Source organism: Acidovorax sp. GW821-FHT11A03, assembly GCF_058809075.1.
On sequence record NZ_JBXASG010000011.1, the window covers coordinates 55,885 to 73,590 of the forward strand.

The 17,706-nt window shown below is 63.6% G+C and carries 15 protein-coding genes and 2 tRNA genes; 9 read left to right on the forward strand and 8 right to left on the reverse strand.

Annotated features, from left to right (window positions below; translation table 11 throughout):
- Positions 1–31 precede the first annotated feature (31 nt).
- Positions 32–1,810, reverse strand: a complete 1,779-nt coding sequence (locus tag AC1RVY_RS24400; protein ID WP_492808666.1) for a tetratricopeptide repeat protein — start codon at positions 1,808–1,810, stop codon at positions 32–34.
- A 29-nt stretch (positions 1,811–1,839) separates the two neighbouring features.
- On the opposite strand from AC1RVY_RS24400, the gene mutM reads away from it, so the two are divergent.
- The 3 genes from mutM (at position 1,840) to mutY (ending at position 5,794) form a co-directional block, all read left to right on the forward strand.
- Positions 1,840–2,655: a bifunctional DNA-formamidopyrimidine glycosylase/DNA-(apurinic or apyrimidinic site) lyase gene (gene mutM, locus AC1RVY_RS24405; protein WP_492254713.1), complete on the forward strand. Its 816-nt coding sequence runs from the start codon at positions 1,840–1,842 to the stop codon at positions 2,653–2,655.
- 107 nt (positions 2,656–2,762) lie between these two features.
- Positions 2,763–4,727, forward strand: a complete 1,965-nt coding sequence (locus tag AC1RVY_RS24410) for a dynamin family protein (protein WP_492808668.1) — start codon at positions 2,763–2,765, stop codon at positions 4,725–4,727.
- Positions 4,724–5,794: an A/G-specific adenine glycosylase gene (gene mutY, locus AC1RVY_RS24415; RefSeq protein ID WP_492808670.1), complete on the forward strand. Its 1,071-nt coding sequence runs from the start codon at positions 4,724–4,726 to the stop codon at positions 5,792–5,794. The genes AC1RVY_RS24410 and mutY overlap by 4 nt, the downstream gene beginning before the upstream one ends.
- Before the next feature lie 24 nt (positions 5,795–5,818).
- Here mutY and rapZ read toward each other — a convergent pair whose 3' ends face one another.
- From rapZ to AC1RVY_RS24430, 3 genes are read right to left on the reverse strand one after another with little or no spacing between them, the layout of a single operon-like run.
- Positions 5,819–6,682, reverse strand: a complete 864-nt coding sequence (gene rapZ, locus AC1RVY_RS24420; protein WP_218293534.1) for an RNase adapter RapZ — start codon at positions 6,680–6,682, stop codon at positions 5,819–5,821.
- Complete coding sequence (gene recN, locus AC1RVY_RS24425; RefSeq protein WP_492808672.1) at positions 6,682–8,352, reverse strand: DNA repair protein RecN; 1,671 nt, start codon at positions 8,350–8,352, stop codon at positions 6,682–6,684. The genes rapZ and recN overlap by 1 nt, the downstream gene beginning before the upstream one ends.
- 2 nt (positions 8,353–8,354) lie before the next feature.
- Positions 8,355–9,251: an NAD kinase gene (locus tag AC1RVY_RS24430; protein WP_218293536.1), complete on the reverse strand. Its 897-nt coding sequence runs from the start codon at positions 9,249–9,251 to the stop codon at positions 8,355–8,357.
- A gap of 28 nt (positions 9,252–9,279) precedes the next feature.
- On the opposite strand from AC1RVY_RS24430, the gene hrcA reads away from it, so the two are divergent.
- The 4 genes from hrcA to greB all read left to right on the forward strand — a co-directional run bounded on the left by hrcA (position 9,280) and on the right by greB (position 11,332).
- Complete coding sequence (hrcA, locus tag AC1RVY_RS24435) at positions 9,280–10,284, forward strand: heat-inducible transcriptional repressor HrcA (protein WP_218341517.1); 1,005 nt, start codon at positions 9,280–9,282, stop codon at positions 10,282–10,284.
- 51 nt (positions 10,285–10,335) lie between these two features.
- Positions 10,336–10,412: transfer RNA gene (locus AC1RVY_RS24440), tRNA-Ile, on the forward strand.
- Between the two features lie 206 nt (positions 10,413–10,618).
- Positions 10,619–10,695: transfer RNA gene (locus AC1RVY_RS24445), tRNA-Arg, on the forward strand.
- 79 nt (positions 10,696–10,774) lie between these two features.
- A complete protein-coding gene (gene greB / locus AC1RVY_RS24450; protein WP_492808675.1) occupies positions 10,775–11,332 on the forward strand; it encodes a transcription elongation factor GreB in 558 nt (185 codons plus the stop codon).
- Positions 11,333–11,399: 67 nt separating this feature from the next.
- Here the strand turns inward: greB and AC1RVY_RS24455 are convergent, their stop codons facing one another.
- From AC1RVY_RS24455 to AC1RVY_RS24470, 4 genes are all read right to left on the reverse strand, one after another.
- Entirely contained in the window at positions 11,400–13,679 is a 2,280-nt protein-coding gene (locus AC1RVY_RS24455) for a RelA/SpoT family protein (protein WP_218293539.1), read from the reverse strand.
- Between the two features lie 96 nt (positions 13,680–13,775).
- Complete coding sequence (gene rpoZ, locus AC1RVY_RS24460; protein WP_005794722.1) at positions 13,776–13,979, reverse strand: DNA-directed RNA polymerase subunit omega; 204 nt, start codon at positions 13,977–13,979, stop codon at positions 13,776–13,778.
- A 15-nt stretch (positions 13,980–13,994) separates the two neighbouring features.
- Positions 13,995–14,615, reverse strand: coding sequence for a guanylate kinase (gmk, locus tag AC1RVY_RS24465; RefSeq protein WP_218293540.1), 621 nt, complete (start codon positions 14,613–14,615; stop codon positions 13,995–13,997).
- A gap of 36 nt (positions 14,616–14,651) precedes the next feature.
- Complete coding sequence (locus AC1RVY_RS24470; protein ID WP_492808809.1) at positions 14,652–15,554, reverse strand: YicC/YloC family endoribonuclease; 903 nt, start codon at positions 15,552–15,554, stop codon at positions 14,652–14,654.
- 90 nt (positions 15,555–15,644) lie between these two features.
- Between AC1RVY_RS24470 and AC1RVY_RS24475 the strand changes: the two genes are divergently transcribed.
- Positions 15,645–16,661 carry a serine/threonine protein kinase gene (locus AC1RVY_RS24475; protein ID WP_218293542.1) on the forward strand — a complete coding sequence of 339 codons (1,017 nt, stop codon included), beginning with the start codon at positions 15,645–15,647 and terminating at the stop codon, positions 16,659–16,661.
- Between the two features lie 82 nt (positions 16,662–16,743).
- Positions 16,744–17,646: a PP2C family protein-serine/threonine phosphatase gene (locus AC1RVY_RS24480; RefSeq protein WP_218293543.1), complete on the forward strand. Its 903-nt coding sequence runs from the start codon at positions 16,744–16,746 to the stop codon at positions 17,644–17,646.
- The last annotated feature ends 60 nt before the right edge of the window (positions 17,647–17,706 follow it).

Here is a 17,706-nt window from a genome sequence, read left to right on the forward strand (position 1 = left end):
GGGTGCAGCGGTGTCGTTTGCCAGCCCCGCATCAAAGGCTGACTCCGAGGCGCGCCAGTGTTTCCTTGAGGGTCTCGTTGTCGGGGCTCGCGCGCTGGCCTTCCTTCCAGACCCTGACGGCCGCTTCCCTGTCTCCCAGGCTCCAGAGCACCTCGCCAAGGTGCGCGGCGATTTCCACGTCCGGACGCGCCTTGTACGCGGTTTCCAGGTGCCGCCGCGCTTCCGCCTTGTTCCCCATCCGGAATTCCACCCAGCCCAGGCTGTCCGTGATGAAGGGGTCCGACGGAGCGAACTCCATGGCCTTGAGAATCAGCTGCTTGGCTTCGTCCAGGCGCAAGCCTCGCTCCGCCAGGGAGTAGCCGAGCGCGTTGTAGGCGTGATGGTATTGGGGCTTTTGCGCGATGACCTGTCTCAGCAGCCGTTCCATCGTCTCGGGTTGGCCTGCTTTCTCCGCCAGCATGGCCTGGTCGTAGACCAGCTCCGCGTCATCGGGCGCCAGCGCCACGAGATCGCTCTGCACCGCGTAGGCCTCCTGGTACAGCCGCAGGTCGCGCAGCAATTGCACTTCGGCCAGCAGCTTCATCCGCTTGTCTTCGGCCGACGTACCGGGCAGGTTGCGCAGCAGCGCGCGCGCCTGGGCCACCTTGCCCTGACGCGCCAGCAGGGATGCGCGGCGGCTTTGCGCGCTGAAGACTTCATCGACATTGTCGATGCGTCCCAGCCATGCCTCGGCGGCCGCGAAATCCTGCTTCTTCTCTGCGATTTGCGCGTACAGCAAGTAGGCTTGCGTCAGCCCCTTCTGGCGCACGTCCGCATCCGGAGAGGCCGACACAAGTTCCATGAAGCGCTGCAGCGAACTCTCCGACGCGGGCAGGCGGTTGTCCTGGAATTGCAAGGTGGCGAGCACCAGCCATGCTTCCACCAGTGCGGGCTTGTCCCTGGTGACAAATTCCAGCTGATGGCTGGCGTCCGGATAGCGCTGCAAGCCCAGAAGCACCCGGGCATACGCCATCCTGAGCTCGGGGACCGGCTGCTTGGCGAGTGCCTGTGTCACCAAGGGTTCGGCCTCGGGGGTGTTCTCTTCCATCAACTCGAGCGCCAGCACGGCGGCAGCCTCGTTGGCGTTGTCCAGGGCCTGCGCCCTGCGCGCAGCGTCCAGCGCTCCCGGCTTGTCGCCAGCCGCCATGCGCAGGCGCCCCAGGGACACCCAGGCCACCGGTCCGGTGGCGGGGTGCGCGAGTTCGTCGACAAGGGCCGCTTCCACCACCTTGGCCGCCAGTGCCTTGTCACTCGCGCGCCCGTACATCTGGGGCAGTGCGGAAAGCGTGGACGCCTTGGCGCGGGGCGGGGACTGGGCAAGCTCCTGGCGCAGCAGATCGGGGGTTTCGCCAATCCGGTTCAGCGCAACCAGAATCTGGAGTACATAGCGGTTGGCTTCCCGTGACTGCGGCAGTGCTTCCTTCCACGCCTTGGCGGCTGCCAGCGCGTATTCGCCCGAGCGCGACTGCAGTGCGATGTCCGCTGCCCTCTGGTAAAGCTGTCCATCCGCGCTGCGGCGTGCCGCCTCGAGCATGAACGCGTAGCCGGCACCCGGGTCACCGGTCCGAGCACTGATCTCGCCCAGAAAAATCTCGTAAAACAATTCCGCATCCAGCGCCGGATTGGATGCCACGGGGGCTTCGCCGGTGGCGGGAGGGGCGTCGCCCCCCGGCTGTTGCGCCCATGCTGAGTGGGCAGCTACCGCGACAACGGTAGTCAATGCGGCGATCCGAAAACTGTGAAATGGCACCATCGGGTCATAATAATCCATGCCTGTTAACCCATTGCCGGGGTCTTCGTATGCCTGAGTTGCCCGAGGTGGAAGTGACGCGCCGCAGTTTGGCCGATGCCATCACTGGCGCCCGCATCGAGGCCGTCACACTGGGAAAACCCCTGCGCTGGCCCCTGGGTTGCCCCCCTCAGACCCTGATAGGCCAGCACGTGGTGGACCTGCGCCGTCGCGGCAAGTACCTGCTGGCCGATACCAGCAGCGGGGTCCTGCTCCTGCACCTCGGGATGTCCGGAAGCCTTCGGTTCACCCGAGGGTTGCCTGCGGCGGGCGTCCATGATCACTTCGACATGGTGACCAGCCAGGGAACGCTGCGGCTGCATGACCCCCGCCGGTTCGGTGCAGTGGTTTACGCCACGGGGGAGGAGGACCCGGTCGCTGCCAAGTTGCTCGGGGGATTGGGCATGGAGCCGCTGTCCGATGCGTTTTCTCTCGCGGCCTTCCAGTCGGGGCTGAAAAAGAGCCAGATGCCCATCAAGCAGTTGCTCCTGGCCGGCCGGCTTGTGGTGGGGGTCGGCAACATCTATGCCTCGGAAGTGCTTTTCCTGGCCGGCATCCGGCCGACCACGAGTGCTTCGCGCATTGGGCCCGCACGGGTGCGGAAACTGCATGAAGCCATTCGCGTGGTGCTTGCGCGGGCGGTGGAGCTGGGGGGCAGTACATTGCGCGACTTTTCCAATGCGGATGGCACCGCAGGGCACTTTCAGACCCAGGCAAATGTCTATGGGCGCGATGGAGCGCCGTGCCACGTGTGCGCCACTCCGATACGCGTTCTGCGCCAAGGACAGCGGAGCAGCTATTTTTGCCCGGCATGCCAGCGGCCCTGAGGCGAGCGGGGGCGCGGCCTGGCCCAAATGACAGCCCGTGGGCCGTCGATGCTATATTTTGTGTATATGCCTGCCTTGTAGGCCATACATAGATCTCTGGGAGCACAGTGGGACCTTCATTCAACGAGCAGTTCGACCAGCACGGCGTCTGGCGGCGTGAGTTCGCCCAGCAACTCAAGCGGCTGGCCGAGTGGATGTCTTCGCACGAGCTCATGGACGCTGCCGTGCAGGAACGGCTGTACCGTCTGGAGGAGCAGGTTCGCAGCGACAAGGTCATGGTGGCGTTCGTTGCCGAGTTCTCGCGCGGCAAATCCGAGTTGATCAACGCGATCTTCTTTGCCGACTATGGACGCCGCATCATGCCGGCGAGTGCGGGGCGCACCACCATGTGCCCCACGGAACTCGGCTACGACGCCAGCGTGGCGCCCAGCCTTCGGTTGCTGCCGATTGAAACCCGCCTGCAGATGCAGAGCCTGGCCGAGTGGAGGGTCAAAACGGATCGCTGGCAGGAGATTCCTCTGGACGTCGGCAACGCAGACCAGATTGCCAAGGCGCTCGAGAAAGTCGCCGAAGTGCGCAAGGTCAGCCTGGACAACGCGCGCGCACTGGGCTTCTGGCACGATGACCTGACCGATGAGAACCCCGTGCCCGACGCCCAGGGGCTCGTGGAAGTGCCCATGTGGCGCCACGCCATCATCAATATTCCGCACCCCTTGCTCAAGCAGGGGCTGGTGATCCTCGATACCCCAGGGCTGAACGCCGTGGGCGCGGAGCCCGAACTCACGGTCAATCTCATCCCGCAGGCACATGCGGTCGTTTTCATCCTGAGTGCCGACACCGGCGTGACCCGTTCCGACCTGTCCATCTGGCGCGAGCATCTGGCCATTTCAGCGGACAGCATGGATGCCCGGCTGGTGGTGTTGAACAAGATCGATACGCTGTGGGACACGCTCAACTCGGCCGAACAGGTGCAGGCGCAGATGGAGCGCCAGTGCAGCACTTCCGCGGAAATGCTGGGGGTTCCCCTGGAGAGGGTGGTCCCGGTGTCCGCGCAGAAAGGCCTGGTCGCCAAGATCACCGCCGACGATCTGCTGCTGGAAACCAGCGGACTGCCGGTGTTGGAAGAGGCTCTGGCCAAGGGCATCATGGGCCGGCGTCAGTCGATTCTGCGGGCGGCGGTGGCCAATGGCGTCGCCAGCCTGCGCACTGAAACCTCCCGCGTCATCAATATCCGGCGCCGCGATCTCGACGACCAGATGGCCGAGTTGCGCAGCCTCCGTGGCAAGAACGCATCGGTGATCGAATCGATGCGCCACCGCGTCGAGCAGGAGCAGCGCGAATTCGACCTGAGCACGACCAAGATACAGGCGGTGCGCGCTGTTCACCTCAAGCTTCTCCGTGACGTGTTCCAGCAACTGGGCGCCAAGGCGCTCAAGGCGGAACTCTCTGAACTGGCGCAGACGCTGCAACAAAAGGGGCTCAAGCTGGGGGTCAAGAAAATTTATGTCCAGACCTTCGACAAACTGCGCGGCACGCTGGACAAGGCACAGGCATCGGGCACCGAGATCCAGGCCATGCTGGGTGGAACGTTCAGGCAACTCAATGCCGAGTTCGGTTTTTCCCTTCAGGTGCCTTCAGCCCCCCAGCTGGAGCATTTCACGCACGATCTGAACCAGATCGAACAAAGCCATCTGCAGTACCTCGGCATGGGCAATGCGCTGAAGCTGGCACAGCCCGAGTTCGCGGAACGCCTGGTGCGGGCCTTGGCCATGCGGCTGCGCACCGTGTACGAGTCCGCAGCGAACGATCTGGAACTGTGGAGCAAATCCGCCACCGCCCAGCTGGATGCCCAATTGCGTGAACGTCGCCGCAGTTTTGCGCGCCGCATCGAAGCCGTCGATCGCATACAGCATGCGGCCAGTGGCTTGGTGGAGCGCATCGCGGAAATAGAGTCGAGCGAGGACGAGCTGGTTCAGCTGGAGCACAGGCTGCAGGAACTGACCGCGAAGCTCATTGCCCTGCCGGGACTGGAATCCGCGACCACCGACAGCAGCCATCCTGTCTCGGCATGAGCGCCACGGAGCACGGGAGCGTGGCGGAGCGCGTGGTCGCATGGCAGTCGACGCACGGGCGCAACCATCTGCCCTGGCAGCAAACACGTGATCCGTATAGGGTCTGGCTGTCGGAAATCATGCTGCAGCAAACCCAGGTTGCCACGGTTCTCGACTACTACGCGCGTTTTCTTGCGCGTTTCCCCGATGTGAGGGCGCTGGCGCTGGCCGGGCAGGACGAAGTGATGGGGCTGTGGAGCGGGCTGGGCTACTACACCCGTGCCCGCAACCTGCATCGCTGCGCCCAGCAGGTGGTCGCCGAACATGGGGGCGTATTTCCCGACACTGCCGCGGTGCTGGCGACTTTGCCGGGGATTGGCCGGTCCACGGCGGGAGCGATCGCAGCCTTCTGTTTTTCTGAGCGAGTCCCCATTCTGGATGCCAATGTCCGCAGGGTGCTCACGCGCCTGCTGGGGTTCGACAAGGATCTGGCGTCGGCAGGAAATGAACGTCTGTTGTGGGAGGAGGCGCAGGCACTGCTCCCCAGGAAAAACCTGCATGCTGCCATGCCCCGCTACACGCAGGGGCTCATGGATCTGGGCGCCTCGGTCTGTACTCCAAAAATGCCGCGCTGCGGGCAGTGCCCCCTGGCAAGCGGCTGCGCAGCGTCCAGGGCCGGCGACGCGGAGCGTTATCCCGTCAAGACGCGCAGGCTGGTGCGCCGTTCAGAATCCTGGCAACTGCTCGTGCTTCGAAATCCCGGGGGCCGGGTTTGGTTGCAGCGTCGTCCGGCGGCTGGCATCTGGGCGGGAATGCACTGCGTTCCGGTATTTGCCGACGGTGCCTCTCTCATGGGCTGTGTCGCGTCTTTGGGCGATGCGTCCCGCATTTCCTGCAATGAGCTGCAGCCGTTTCTTCACGTGCTGACGCACAGGGATCTGCATCTTCATCCCGTTCTGGTCGCGGGGGACATTGCAGAGCGTCCCACGGAAGACGGCGGGTGGTTTGGTGCCGACGAATGGCACTCCATCGGCCTGCCGGCGCCTATCCGCAAGCTGCTTGATTCGACGCAGGCGCAGCTTTGGTGATGGGGGTGTGCGCGGTACCGCGCCTTACCGCCCATCCAGTTCCCGGTGCCTCTTCAGTGCGGTCCAGCGGCTGTTCAGAACCTCGGCGAGGCGCTCCACCAGATAGACCGAGCGGTGCTGGCCACCGGTGCAGCCTATGGCCACGGTAACGTAGCTGCGGTGGTTGCGGTCAAGCATTTCCAGCCAGTGCGCAAGGAACTGCTCGATGTGCGCCTGCATCAACGAGACGTCGGGCTGCTGGCGCAGGAAGTGGGCAACAGGCTCGTCCAGCCCGGTCAGATCACGCAATGAGGGCTCATAGTGCGGATTGGGCAGCATCCGAACATCGAAGACGTAGTCCGCGTCCATCGGTATGCCGCGCTTGAACGCAAAGGATTGAAACACCAGGGTCATCTGCCCCCGGGCCGTGACGATCAAGCTCTTGACGTAGCTTTGCAGTTGCGAGGCCCGTATCGTGCTCGTGTCGATCACATGCGACTGCTCTCGTAGCTCGGCCAGCAGCTCGCGCTCCAGTTCGATGATCTGCACCAGCGCCTTGCGCCCCTGCTGGAGGTCGTCGTGCGACAGTGGGTGGCGTCGCCGTGTTTCCGAAAAGCGCCGCACCAGGGTGTCGATCGTTGCATCCAGAAAAATGGATTGCACCAGCACACCCTGGCTCCTGAGCCTATGGAGCTCCTGCGGCACCTGGTGCAAGGATGTGGCGCTGCGGACGTCCATTGCGATGGCAACGCGGTTCCCGTGGTGGCGGTGCTCCAGTGCCACGAAGGCCGGCAACAGTTCGGGCGGCAGGTTGTCCACGCAGTAGTACCCAGCGTCTTCCAGGGCATGCAGCGCCACGGATTTTCCGGAGCCCGACATGCCGGTGATGAGGACGATTTCGAGCGCCATCAGCCGTTTCCTTCCGAAGTTGCGGCAGCGATATCCAGCATTTCCCGTGCGTGGGCGAGTGTCGTGCCCGTGGAGCGTTCTCCTCCCAGCATGCGGGCGATCTCCGCGACACGTTGCTCCTCCTGAACCGCCAGGACGGTGCTGGTGGTGCCTTGTGGGCTCTTGCGCTTGGAAACCTTCAGGTGATGGTGGGCGCAGGCTGCCACCTGGGGCAGATGGGTGACTGCGAGCACCTGCCGGTTGCTGCCCAGCTGCTGCATGAGGCGTCCCACGGTTTCGGCCACCGCACCGCCGACACCGGAGTCCACTTCGTCAAAGATGAGCGTGGGCGCCATGCCCAATTCGCTGGTCGTCACCGAGATGGCAAGGGAGATGCGCGACAGCTCGCCCCCCGACGCCACTTTGCCGATGGGTTTGGGGGTCATGCCGGGATGGCCGGCCACGAGGAAGACGACGTCGTCGATGCCATGGGCTGAAGGCTCCTGCGCTTTGGTGACGGACACCTCGAATTTCCCTCCTTCCATGCCAAGGCCCTGCATGGCCAGCGTGATGGCCTGGGACAGCCGGGGAGCTGCCTTTGCGCGGCCCAGTGACAGAGACCGCGCCGATGCCTGGTAGGCCTTGGCGCTGGAGGCTTCCGCGGCCTGCAGCTGCTCCAGATCGGTGGCCGCATCCAGGCGGCGCATGTCTTCCTTCCAGCCTGCGAGCAGGGCAGGCAGCTCTGCGGGAGTGCGCTTGTACCTGCGCGCCAGAGTCATCCAGAGCGATATGCGCGCGTCGAGTTCTGCCAGGCGCTGTGGGTCGATCTCCGCATGCCTCAGGTACAGCTGCAGCGAGTGCACGACATCGCTCGCCTGCGCGAGGCTGGAGGAGAGGATGTCCGCAAGATTGGCGAACTCGGGCTCAATATGTTCCTGGCTTTGCAGGAGGGCGTGCGCGCGCGCGAGCCCGGCGAGCGCCCCGGCCTCGTCGTCCTGCAGGGTCTGGATCGCGCCCTCCGCGCCTTCCAGCAGGGCCTGCGCGTGCGAGAGGCGCTTGTGCTGGGCGTCGAGCTCTTCCCATTCGCCATTGGCGGGGGCCAGCTTGTCCACCTCGCTGATCTGCCACTGCAGGCGCTCACGTTCCTGCTGCAGCGTGGCCTGCGCCTGGCGCGCCTGTTGCAGGGCCTTCTGGTCCGCACGCCATTGGGCCCAGCGTGCAGTGGTCTCTGCGGTGCGCACTCCTGCAAATGCGTCGAGCAGCCCGCGCACGGAGTCGGGCCGCGTAAGGCTCTGCCACGCATGCTGGCCATGAATGTCCAGGAGGCTGTCGCCCAGCGTCCGCAGTTGCGCCGCAGTGGCGGGCGTTCCATTGATCCATGCCCGGCTTTTACCCTGCGCGTCCACGGTGCGGCGCAAGAGCAGCAGGTCATCGATGTCGAAGCCCGCTTCCTCCAGCCAGGGGTGAACATGGGCCGGGCAGTCGAATTCCGCACACAGGTCGGCCTTGTTTGCGCCCTCGCGAACCACGCCCGCATCCGAACGGGAGCCCAGCACCAATTGCAGGGCATCGATCAGGATCGACTTGCCGGCGCCGGTTTCTCCGGTCAGCACGGTGAAGCCGGAGCCCAGTTCAAGCTCCAGCGCCTGAACGATCACAAAATCACGCAGGGTGATCCGCCTGAGCGCCATGGTCAGGAACCTCCTTCGTTCCAACGTAGTTTCTTGCGCAGCGTGGCAAAGTAGTTCCAGCCCAGGGGGTGAAGGAACCGCACGCAGTGCTCCGACCGTTTGACCAGGATGCGGTCCCCGTGCAGCAGAGAGGCCAGGGACTGCATGTCGAAATTGGCGCTGACATCCCTTCCGCTGACCACCTCGACCGCCACTTCGGTGGCATCCGACAGGACGATGGGGCGGTTGGACAGCGTGTGGGGGGCAATGGGCACGAGCACCCATCCTGGAATGGAGGGGTGCAGCATCGGCCCGCCGGCGGAAAGCGAGTAGGCCGTGGACCCCGTCGGCGAAGCAATGATGAGGCCGTCTGCGCGCTGGTTCGCCACCAGGCGGCCGCCCACCTCGACACGCAGCTCCACCATGCCCGACGTAGCGCCCCGGTTCACCACCACATCGTTCATCGCGAGGGCCTCAAAGACAATCCGCTCATCCCGCACCACCGTGGCGTGCATGAGCGGCCGCAGGTCTTCCTCGTACTCGCCTTGCAGCATGGGCAGCAGGGTGGCTTGGTACGTGTCAAACGGAATGTCCGTGATGAAGCCCAGGCGTCCCTGGTTGATGCCGATCAGGGGGGTGCCAAACCGGGCGAGCCTGCGACCTATGCCGAGCATGGTGCCATCGCCTCCGACCACGAGGCCCAGGTCGCACTGGCTGCCTATCTGGTCTACATTCAAGGCTGGGTAGTGTGTCAGCCCGGTGTTGCTGGCGGTTTCAGCCTCCAGCATCACTTCACAGCCTTGGCGCTCCAGAAAATGGGCGATGTCTTCCAAGGCTTGGCGAGAGCTGTCGCCCATGGAGCCTGCCGATGAAGCCTGGTACTTGCCGATGAGCGCAACATGGCGGAAATTGGACGTCATCGCGAAATTACATCATTAAAATCATTCAATGCTCGATGACCGTGCCAAGTTGTTGCTCAAAGCGCTGGTCGAGCGCTATATCGCCGATGGTCAGCCCGTTGGATCGAGGACCTTGTCGCGCGCGTCGGGGCTCGATCTCTCGCCAGCCACCATCCGCAATGTCATGGCGGATCTGGAGGAACTGGGGCTGATTGCAAGCCCCCACACTTCGGCAGGGCGTATTCCCACGGCACGTGGCTACCGGCTCTTTGTAGACACCATGCTGACGGTGCAAAGGGATCCGCTGACACCTCCACAGCTTGCGCCGGAGCAGCCCCAGAAGGTGATTGCGAACGCGGCGCAATTGTTGTCAAACCTCTCGCAGTTCGTCGGGGTGGTCATGGCGCCACGGCGCACTTCGGTATTTCGCCACATCGAATTCCTGCGGCTTTCCGAGCGCCGGTTTCTGGTCATCATCGTTTCTCCCGAGGGGGACGTTCAGAACCGCGTCATCTTCACCGAGGCGGACTACTCGCAATCGCAGCTCATTGAAGCCTCCAACTTCCTCAACGCGCACTATGCGGGTCTCGCGATGGAGCAGGTGCGCGAGCGCCTGAAGTCCGAAGTGGATGTGCTGCGCGGCGAGATCGCCTCCCTCATGCAGGCGGCCGTCAACGTGGGTTCCGAGGCTCTGTCGGAGGCGCAGGACGAGGTTGTTATTTCGGGCGAGCGCAACCTGCTGGCTGTCAGCGATTTTTCCAGCGACATGGGAAACCTGCGGCGGGCCTTCGATCTGTTCGAGCAAAAGACCCAGATACTGCGGTTGCTGGATATCTCCAGCCAGGCGGAAGGTGTGCGCATCTACATCGGCGGCGAAAGCCATGTGGTGCCATTTGAAGAGCTGTCCATTGTCAGTTCGCCGTACGAAGTGGACGGCAAGGTCGTGGGCACGCTGGGTGTGATCGGCCCTACGCGCATGCCCTATGACCGGATGATCCAGATCGTGGACATCACGTCCAAGCTCGTGTCCAACGCACTCAGCCATCGCAAGTAAAGCCCCTACAATACGGCGCTTGCCCCGTTGTATGGCGCTGGAGCATGGCTTGGGGCGTTAGCTCAGTTGGTTAGAGCAGAGGACTCATAATCCTTTGGTCGTTGGTTCAAGTCCAACACGCCCTACCACCCGTCGTTCGCACGGGCGATCATCGCGATTGCAGCCATTTTTCTTGTCGCAGTGCAGTCCTTTTCTCTTTGGAGTCTCTGGAGTGCATTACAATCCTGGCTTGCGTTGAGTTGAGTGTCTGATTGAGTTTGCCTTCAAGGCAGGAACAAGCAGAAAAATCTGATTTCAAGGGTCGCCAAGAAATCATGCTATAATTCAAAGCTTAGCGGCTGTAGCTCAGCTGGATAGAGTACTTGGCTACGAACCAAGGGGTCGTGGGTTCGATTCCTGCCAGCCGCACCAATGTTTAAAGCCTGCAATCGAAAGATTGCAGGCTTTTTCATTTGTCCAGAGCGCTTTGCGCTGATCGGGAGATGTGGCTATGAGCAAGGCTTTTACCAAAGAAACCGATGGTGGCGACGAAGATGAATTGGCGCTGCCTCCGCTGCCTGCGGGTGGCAAGAACTACATCACCCCCGCTGGCTATGCCCGCCTGCGGGATGAGCTGCTTGACCTGATCGACAACGAACGTCCCAAGATCGTGGACATCGTGCATTGGGCCGCCAGCAACGGCGATCGCTCCGAAAACGGCGACTACCTGTATGGCAAGAAGCGTCTGCGCGAAATCGACCGGCGCATCCGGTTCCTGACCCAGCGGCTGGAAATTGCTGAAGTGGTGGACCCCAGCCTTCACGCTGGAAGTGACCAGGTGTTTTTCGGGGCCACGGTGACCTATGTGGATGATGAGGCCGTGGAGCGCACCATCACCATCATGGGCATCGATGAGGCGGACAGCCACGAGTCGCAGGTGAGCTGGATTTCTCCGGTCGCCCGCGCATTGCTCAAGGCCCGTGTCGGTGACGAGGTGCAACTGCCCACGCCGGGCGGTGTCCGCAATCTGGAGGTGGTGGAGGTGAGATACCCGCCGCGAGCCGGGTAGCAGCCAACCGCGCAGCAACTCAGCCGAAGCCGAGTGGCTGGTGGGGCCTCCAGGCCAGCTGGATTTCCTACGCCTGTGGCGTGATCCTGGCGGCGCGAATGACTGCCTGGGTGCGGCGCAGGTTTTTCAGCGCCAGTTCCAGGTGTGCCTGGTCGCGCACGGCAACGATAAACCGCAGGTCGGTGGTGTCGAGCGCGGCCTCGTCATCCATGTCGACATGGGTGATATCCGCTTCTGAATTTGCCAGTTCCGCGGCCACGCGGGCCAGGACACCCTTGCCGTTGGTGACGGTGACCACGACCCCTGTTTCAAACATGCGGGTGGGCTCGTCGGACCAGTCCACCGCGATGAAGCGTTCGCTGTCCTTGTGCTGCAGGCGCTTGGCCACCGTGCAGTGCACGTTGTGGACGACCAGCCCTTCGCCCCGGCCGAGATAGCCGACGATGCTGTCGCCGGGCACGGGCCTGCAGCAGGTGGCGTATTGCACCGACGCGTTTTCGCTGCCGTCGAGCGTGACGGCCCCCTGAGACAGCGTTTCATGCGAGGTATAGCGCTCGCGGGTCATGAGCAGCGCGTCGGGGCGGTGGCCATGCTCGGACATCAGCACCATGAGCCGTTTTGCGACGATGCTGGCAATGCGCTTGCCAAGGCCCAGGTCCGTCATCAGTTCGCTGCGGGTGCGGTTGCCGGTGAAGCGCAGCAGCTTCTCCCACATCGGCTGGGTTTCCGCGTCCAGCGGTGGCAGTTGTTCAAGGCCTTCGGCGCGGATGGCCTGTGTCAGCAGCTTTTCCCCCAGCCCTTCCGATTCGGTCTGCGCCAGGGTTTTCAGATAGTGGCGGATCTTGGAGCGCGCCCGGCCGGTGCGCACAAAGCCCAGCCAGGCCGGATTGGGGGTGGAGACGGGCGCGGTGATGATTTCCACCACGTCGCCGTTCTTGAGCTCGGTGCGCAGCGGCACCTGCTCGTTGTTGATCTTGGCGGCGGTGGTGCGGTCGCCCACGTTGCTGTGGATGGCGTAGGCAAAGTCCACCACCGTCGCGCCGCGGGGCAGGGCCATGATCTGGCTCTTGGGGGTGAACACGTACACGGCGTCGGGGAACAGGTCCACCTTCACGTGGTCCCAGAACTCGGCGGCATCGCGGGTTTCGTTCTGGATGTCGAGCAGCGATTGCAGCCATTTGGTGCCCAGGCGTTCGGCAGACGTGCCGTCGCCATCCTGTGCCTTGTACAGCCAATGCGCCGCCACGCCGGCCTCGGCGATCACGTGCATTTCGTCCGTGCGCATCTGGAACTCGATGTTCACGCCCGAAGGGCCGACAAGGGTGGTGTGCAGCGACTGGTAGCCGTTGAGCTTGGCGATCGCGATATGGTCCTTGAACTTGCCGGGCACGGGCTTGTACATCTGGTGCAGCACGCCCAATGCGGTGTAGCAGTCCGTTACCGTGGGCACGATCACCCGGAAGCCGTAGATGTCCGTGACCTGGGCAAAGCTCAGGTGCTTGAGGTCCATCTTCTGGTAGATGGCGTACAAGGTCTTTTCCCGGCCGGCCAGGCGAACCTTCATGCCGATTTTCGAGAAGGCGGTATCCACCTCGGCCTGCACCTTCTGCACCAGGTCGCGCCGGCGGTTGCGCGATTTGTTGACGGCCTTGGACAGCGTGGCATACCGCCACGGATGCAGATGCCGGAATGCCAGGTCCTGCAATTCACGGTAGGTCTGGTTGAGCCCCAGGCGGTGGGCGATGGGGGCGTAGATCTCCAGCGTTTCGGATGAGATGCGGCCCCATTTGCTGCGCGGCATGTCGGACAGCGTGCGCATGTTGTGGGTGCGGTCCGCCAGCTTGATCAGGATGACCCGCACGTCGCGCGCCATCGCCAGCAGCATCTTGCGGAAGGACTCCGCCTGGTTTTCCTCGCGGGTGTTGAACTGCAGCTTGTCGAGCTTGGTCAGGCCGTCCACCAGCTCGGCCACGGGGGCCCCAAAGCGGTCGATCAGGTCGGCCTTGGTGACGCCGCAATCTTCCATGGCATCGTGGAGCAGGGCCGCCATCAGCGCCTGTGCATCGAGCTTCCAGGTGGCGCACTGGGCCGCCACGGCGATGGGGTGGGTGATGTAGGGCTCGCCGCTGTTGCGCAACTGGCCCAGATGGGCCTCGTCCGCGAAGCGGTAGGCCTGGCGCACCTGCTCGATGCTGCCGGCGTCCAGGTAGTCCAGGCTGTCCGTCAGCGCGGCAAAGCTGGCCGCAGCGGCATTGGCGGCCGCTGCGGCTGCCGAAAGGGTGCCCGCCGTTGGCGATTCGCCAAACCGGGGCTGCGTTGCAGAAGGTGAGTTGAGCACCGCGTTCATGCCTTAAATGTAGCGCGGGAGCGCATCAGACGACTTCTGGGCAAAAAAAAGCACCGCTGCCGCGGTGCTCTTTAGGGACTTCGCCCGGGAAAAGGCTCAACCAGGAACCTTCTTGAGCATTTCCAGGCCAACCTTGCCTTCGGCGATTTCGCGCAAGGCGGTCACGGCGGGCTTGTTGCGGCTTTCGATGCGGGGGGCGTGGCCTTGGCTCAGCATGCGGGCACGGTACGTGGCGGCCAACACGAGCTGGAAGCGGTTGGGGATCTTTTCCAGACAGTCTTCTACGGTGATGCGTGCCATCGGTTTACTCCGGATTCAGGTGATATTGAGCGACTGGAAGGTGTCAGCACGGGCGCGGCGCTGGGCGGCGTACTTGAGTCGCTGGGCGTGAACTACGGCTTTCAGGTCGAAAAGCGCGCGCTCAAACAACTCATTGATTATAACGAAGTCGAATTTGCTGACTTGCGCCATCTCGATGGCAGCGTTCTTGAGGCGGACTTCGATGACATCGGGAGAGTCTTCGCCCCGCCGTTCCAGGCGCGAGCGCAGTTCTTCCCAGCTGGGGGGTAGGATGAACACCAGGATGGCGTTGGCAAATGCCTGCTTGATCTGCAGGGCGCCCTGGAAATCGATCTCCAGGATCACGTCCGAGCCCTGGGCAATCCGCTCCTCAATGGCTTTCTTGGAGGTGCCGTAGCGGTTGCCGTGCACATGCGCCCACTCCACGAAGGCATTGCCCTCCACCATGGCGTCGAATTCGGACTGCGAGGCGAAGTAATAGTCGCGGCCGTGTTTTTCCTGGCCGCGTGGCGCGCGGGTGGTGTGGGAGATGGACAGGTGGACGTGAGAGTCCAGCTCCAGCAGGGCCTTGACGAGGCTGGATTTGCCAGCTCCGCTGGGGGCTGCAACTACGATGAGATTTCCGGGGTAGTCCATAGTTGATGTGCGCTACGCGCTATCAAAAAATGAGTATTACTCGATATTTTGCACTTGCTCGCGCATCTGCTCGATCAGCACTTTCATGTCCACGCTGATGCGTGTGAGGTCAAACGCGGCAGACTTGGAGCCCAGCGTATTGGCCTCGCGGTGCAGTTCCTGGATCAGGAAGTCCAGCCGCTTGCCCACTTCGCCGCCCTTCTTGAGCAGGCGTTCGATTTCGTCCAGGTGGGAGTCCAGCCGGGTGATTTCCTCGGCCACGTCGATACGGATGGCAAAGGCGGTGGCTTCTGTCAGGGCGCGGTCGCGGGCGGCCTCGGGCAGGGTGGCGCCATCGGTCAGGGCCATGGCCTCCTTCCAGCGCTCCATGAAGCGCAGCCGCTGCTGCTCGACCAACAGGGGCACCATGGGGACGGCCTGTTCCGCCAGGGCGCGCAGCTGCTTGACCCTGTCCAGAAGCATGGTGGCCAGCCGCTTGCCCTCCCGCTCGCGGGCGGCCATGAGCGCGGTCAGCGCTTCTTCCGCGAGGGCGGGCACGGCTTCGCTCCAGTCCTCGGAGCCCGACGGGGCGTTGGCGCACAGGCGCAGGGCATCGGCCACCGTGAGGGGGGCGGCAGTGGGCAGCCATGCCTTGACGGAGTCCTGCAGCGAGTTGAGCCGCTGCAGCAGCCGCGCGGGCGGATCCTGCAGCGTGTTGCTTTCCTCGTTCTCCAGGGCGGCCCGGACCTCGACCTTGCCGCGCTTGAGCCGGGCGGTCAGCAGGCTGCGCAGCGCGGGCTCCATGGCGCGCAGTTCATCGGGCAGGCGGAACGACAGGTCCAGGAAGCGGCTGTTGACCGACCGGATTTCCAGCCCCAGCCTGCGCGATTGGGACGCGCGGGCCTCGGTTTCTGCGCCAGTGGCGGACGCGCCGTGCTGTGCGCTGGCGTATCCGGTCATGCTGTAAACTGGCATTGGACTTTTTGATGGTTGCTTGCGATCCGGCGATTATCCGGGTTCCGCTCTACCCCCGAGTCATCTTCGCAAAATATGTCAAAAATCAAGCCGGCTCCCTTGCCGCCCGACACCGCCATTGGTGGATACCGCGTGGTTCGCAGGGTGTCCTCCGGGGGCTTTGGCGTGGTCTACCTCGCCACGGACAGCGAAGGACAGCAGGTCGCCATCAAGGAATACCTTCCGTCGTCCCTGGCGACGCGCGCGCCTGGCGAATTGCTGCCCAAGGTGCCGTCCGAGAAACTCTCGCTCTACCGCCTGGGGCTCAAGAGCTTTTTTGAAGAAGGGCGCTCGCTGGCCCAGATCTCGCACGCCTCCGTGGTGAGCGTGCTCAATTTCTTTCGCGAGAACGAAACCGTCTACATGGTGATGAACTACCTGGAGGGCGCGACCCTGCAGGACTTCATCATCACCGCGCGTGACCTCAAGACGCAGAAGGTGTTCCGCGAGTCCACCATCCGCTCGCTGTTCGACGAGGTGCTGCGCGGCCTGCGCATCGTGCACCAGCACAAGATGCTGCACCTCGACATCAAGCCGGCCAACATCTTCATCACCGACGACAACAAGGCCGTGATGATCGACTTCGGCGCCGCGCGCGAGGTGCTGTCCAAGGAGGGCAACTTCATCCGCCCCATGTACACGCCCGGCTTTGCCGCGCCCGAGATGTACCGGCGCGACTCGTCCATGGGCCCGTGGACCGACATCTACGCCATCGGTGCCTGCATCTACGCCTGCATGCAGGGCTTTCCTCCCAACGAGGCGCCCCAGCGCATCGAAAAAGACCGCCTGTCGCTGGCGCTGACCAAGCTGCGCGGCGTGTACTCCGACAACCTCATCGAGGTGGTGGAGTGGTGCATGGCGCTGGACCCCCTGTCGCGCCCGCAGTCGGTGTTCGCGCTGCAAAAGGAGCTCAGCCGCGAGGGCGAGCGCCGTTACACCAAGCTCACGGTGGCCGAGAAGATGCGCCTGCAGCTGGACACCCTGGTGTCCGACACCAAGAAGAACGTGCAAAAGGTGGGTGAAGCCACCGGTATCGGAGCCAAACCCAAATGAAAACGACCCACGCGAAGCGGGTTGGGGCGGGGCGCCTGTTCATTAACGATGCCGTGGTGCATCCTTGTTTGCGTGGGTCACTATGAAGTTCTCGGTTTTCCAGATCAGCCGCCGTGGCGGCCGCGAGAAGAACGAAGACCGCATGGGCTATTGCTACACGCGCGAATCGGGCCTGTTCGTGCTGGCCGACGGCATGGGCGGCCACCCCGAAGGTGAAGTGGCCGCGCAGATCGCGCTGCAGACCATCTCGGCGCTGTTCCAGCGCCAGGCCAAGCCCCAGCTCAAGGACGTGCAGGAATTTCTTTCGGGCGCACTGCTGGCCGCGCACCACCAGATACTGCGCTACGCCACCGACAAGGGGATGCTCGACACGCCCCGCACCACGCTGGTGGCGGCCGTGCTGCAGGCTGGCACGGCCACCTGGATCCACTGCGGCGATTCGCGCCTGTACATGGTGCGCGACGGCGACCTGCTCACCCGCACGCGCGACCATTCGTACATGGAGCTGCGCAATTCGCCCCCGCCGGGGCTCGAGCGCATCAACCGCAATGTGCTGTTCACCTGCCTGGGCTCGCCGACCAAACCCATCTACGACATCACGGGCCCGGTGTATCTGGAGCAGGGCGACCGCATCCTGCTGTGCTCGGACGGCCTGTGGGGCACGCTCAGCGACGAGGAAATCGCCAAGCAGCTCGCCCGCAATGCGGTGTCGCACGCGGTGCCCGAACTGGTGGAGGATGCCCTGCGCAAGGCGGGCGACAGCAGCGACAACGTCACGGTGGTGGCGATGGAATGGGAAACCCCCGACGCGTTCGAGTCCACCCAGGGCGTCTCGACAGACAGCATCAGCGACGACGTGTTTGCGTCCACCATCCAGGCGGGCCCGCTCGACGGGCTGGTGGATGACCTGGACGACGCGGCCATTGAGCGGTCCATCGCCGAAATCAACGAAGCCATACGCCGCTCTGCCGCCCGCAAGGCGTGAGTTCCCGGCCGGCCAGGCGCCGATGGATCTGGCGGCCTGAGTTTTTGGGGCGCGGGAGTG

Excerpts from the sequence above, each read along its gene's own strand:
- AC1RVY_RS24400 (WP_492808666.1), bottom strand. The coding sequence starts at position 1,810 with ATGGATTATTATGACCCGATGGTGCCATTTCACAGTTTTCGGATCGCC.
- mutM (WP_492254713.1), top strand. The coding sequence starts at position 1,840 with ATGCCTGAGTTGCCCGAGGTGGAAGTGACGCGCCGCAGTTTGGCCGAT.
- mutY (WP_492808670.1), top strand. The coding sequence starts at position 4,724 with ATGAGCGCCACGGAGCACGGGAGCGTGGCGGAGCGCGTGGTCGCATGG.
- rapZ (WP_218293534.1), bottom strand. The coding sequence starts at position 6,682 with ATGGCGCTCGAAATCGTCCTCATCACCGGCATGTCGGGCTCCGGAAAA.
- recN (WP_492808672.1), bottom strand. The coding sequence starts at position 8,352 with ATGGCGCTCAGGCGGATCACCCTGCGTGATTTTGTGATCGTTCAGGCG.
- AC1RVY_RS24430 (WP_218293536.1), bottom strand. The coding sequence starts at position 9,251 with ATGACGTCCAATTTCCGCCATGTTGCGCTCATCGGCAAGTACCAGGCT.
- hrcA (WP_218341517.1), top strand. The coding sequence starts at position 9,280 with ATGCTCGATGACCGTGCCAAGTTGTTGCTCAAAGCGCTGGTCGAGCGC.
- greB (WP_492808675.1), top strand. The coding sequence starts at position 10,775 with ATGAGCAAGGCTTTTACCAAAGAAACCGATGGTGGCGACGAAGATGAA.
- AC1RVY_RS24455 (WP_218293539.1), bottom strand. The coding sequence starts at position 13,679 with ATGAACGCGGTGCTCAACTCACCTTCTGCAACGCAGCCCCGGTTTGGC.
- rpoZ (WP_005794722.1), bottom strand. The coding sequence starts at position 13,979 with ATGGCACGCATCACCGTAGAAGACTGTCTGGAAAAGATCCCCAACCGC.
- gmk (WP_218293540.1), bottom strand. The coding sequence starts at position 14,615 with ATGGACTACCCCGGAAATCTCATCGTAGTTGCAGCCCCCAGCGGAGCT.
- AC1RVY_RS24470 (WP_492808809.1), bottom strand. The coding sequence starts at position 15,554 with ATGACCGGATACGCCAGCGCACAGCACGGCGCGTCCGCCACTGGCGCA.
- AC1RVY_RS24475 (WP_218293542.1), top strand. The coding sequence starts at position 15,645 with ATGTCAAAAATCAAGCCGGCTCCCTTGCCGCCCGACACCGCCATTGGT.
- AC1RVY_RS24480 (WP_218293543.1), top strand. The coding sequence starts at position 16,744 with ATGAAGTTCTCGGTTTTCCAGATCAGCCGCCGTGGCGGCCGCGAGAAG.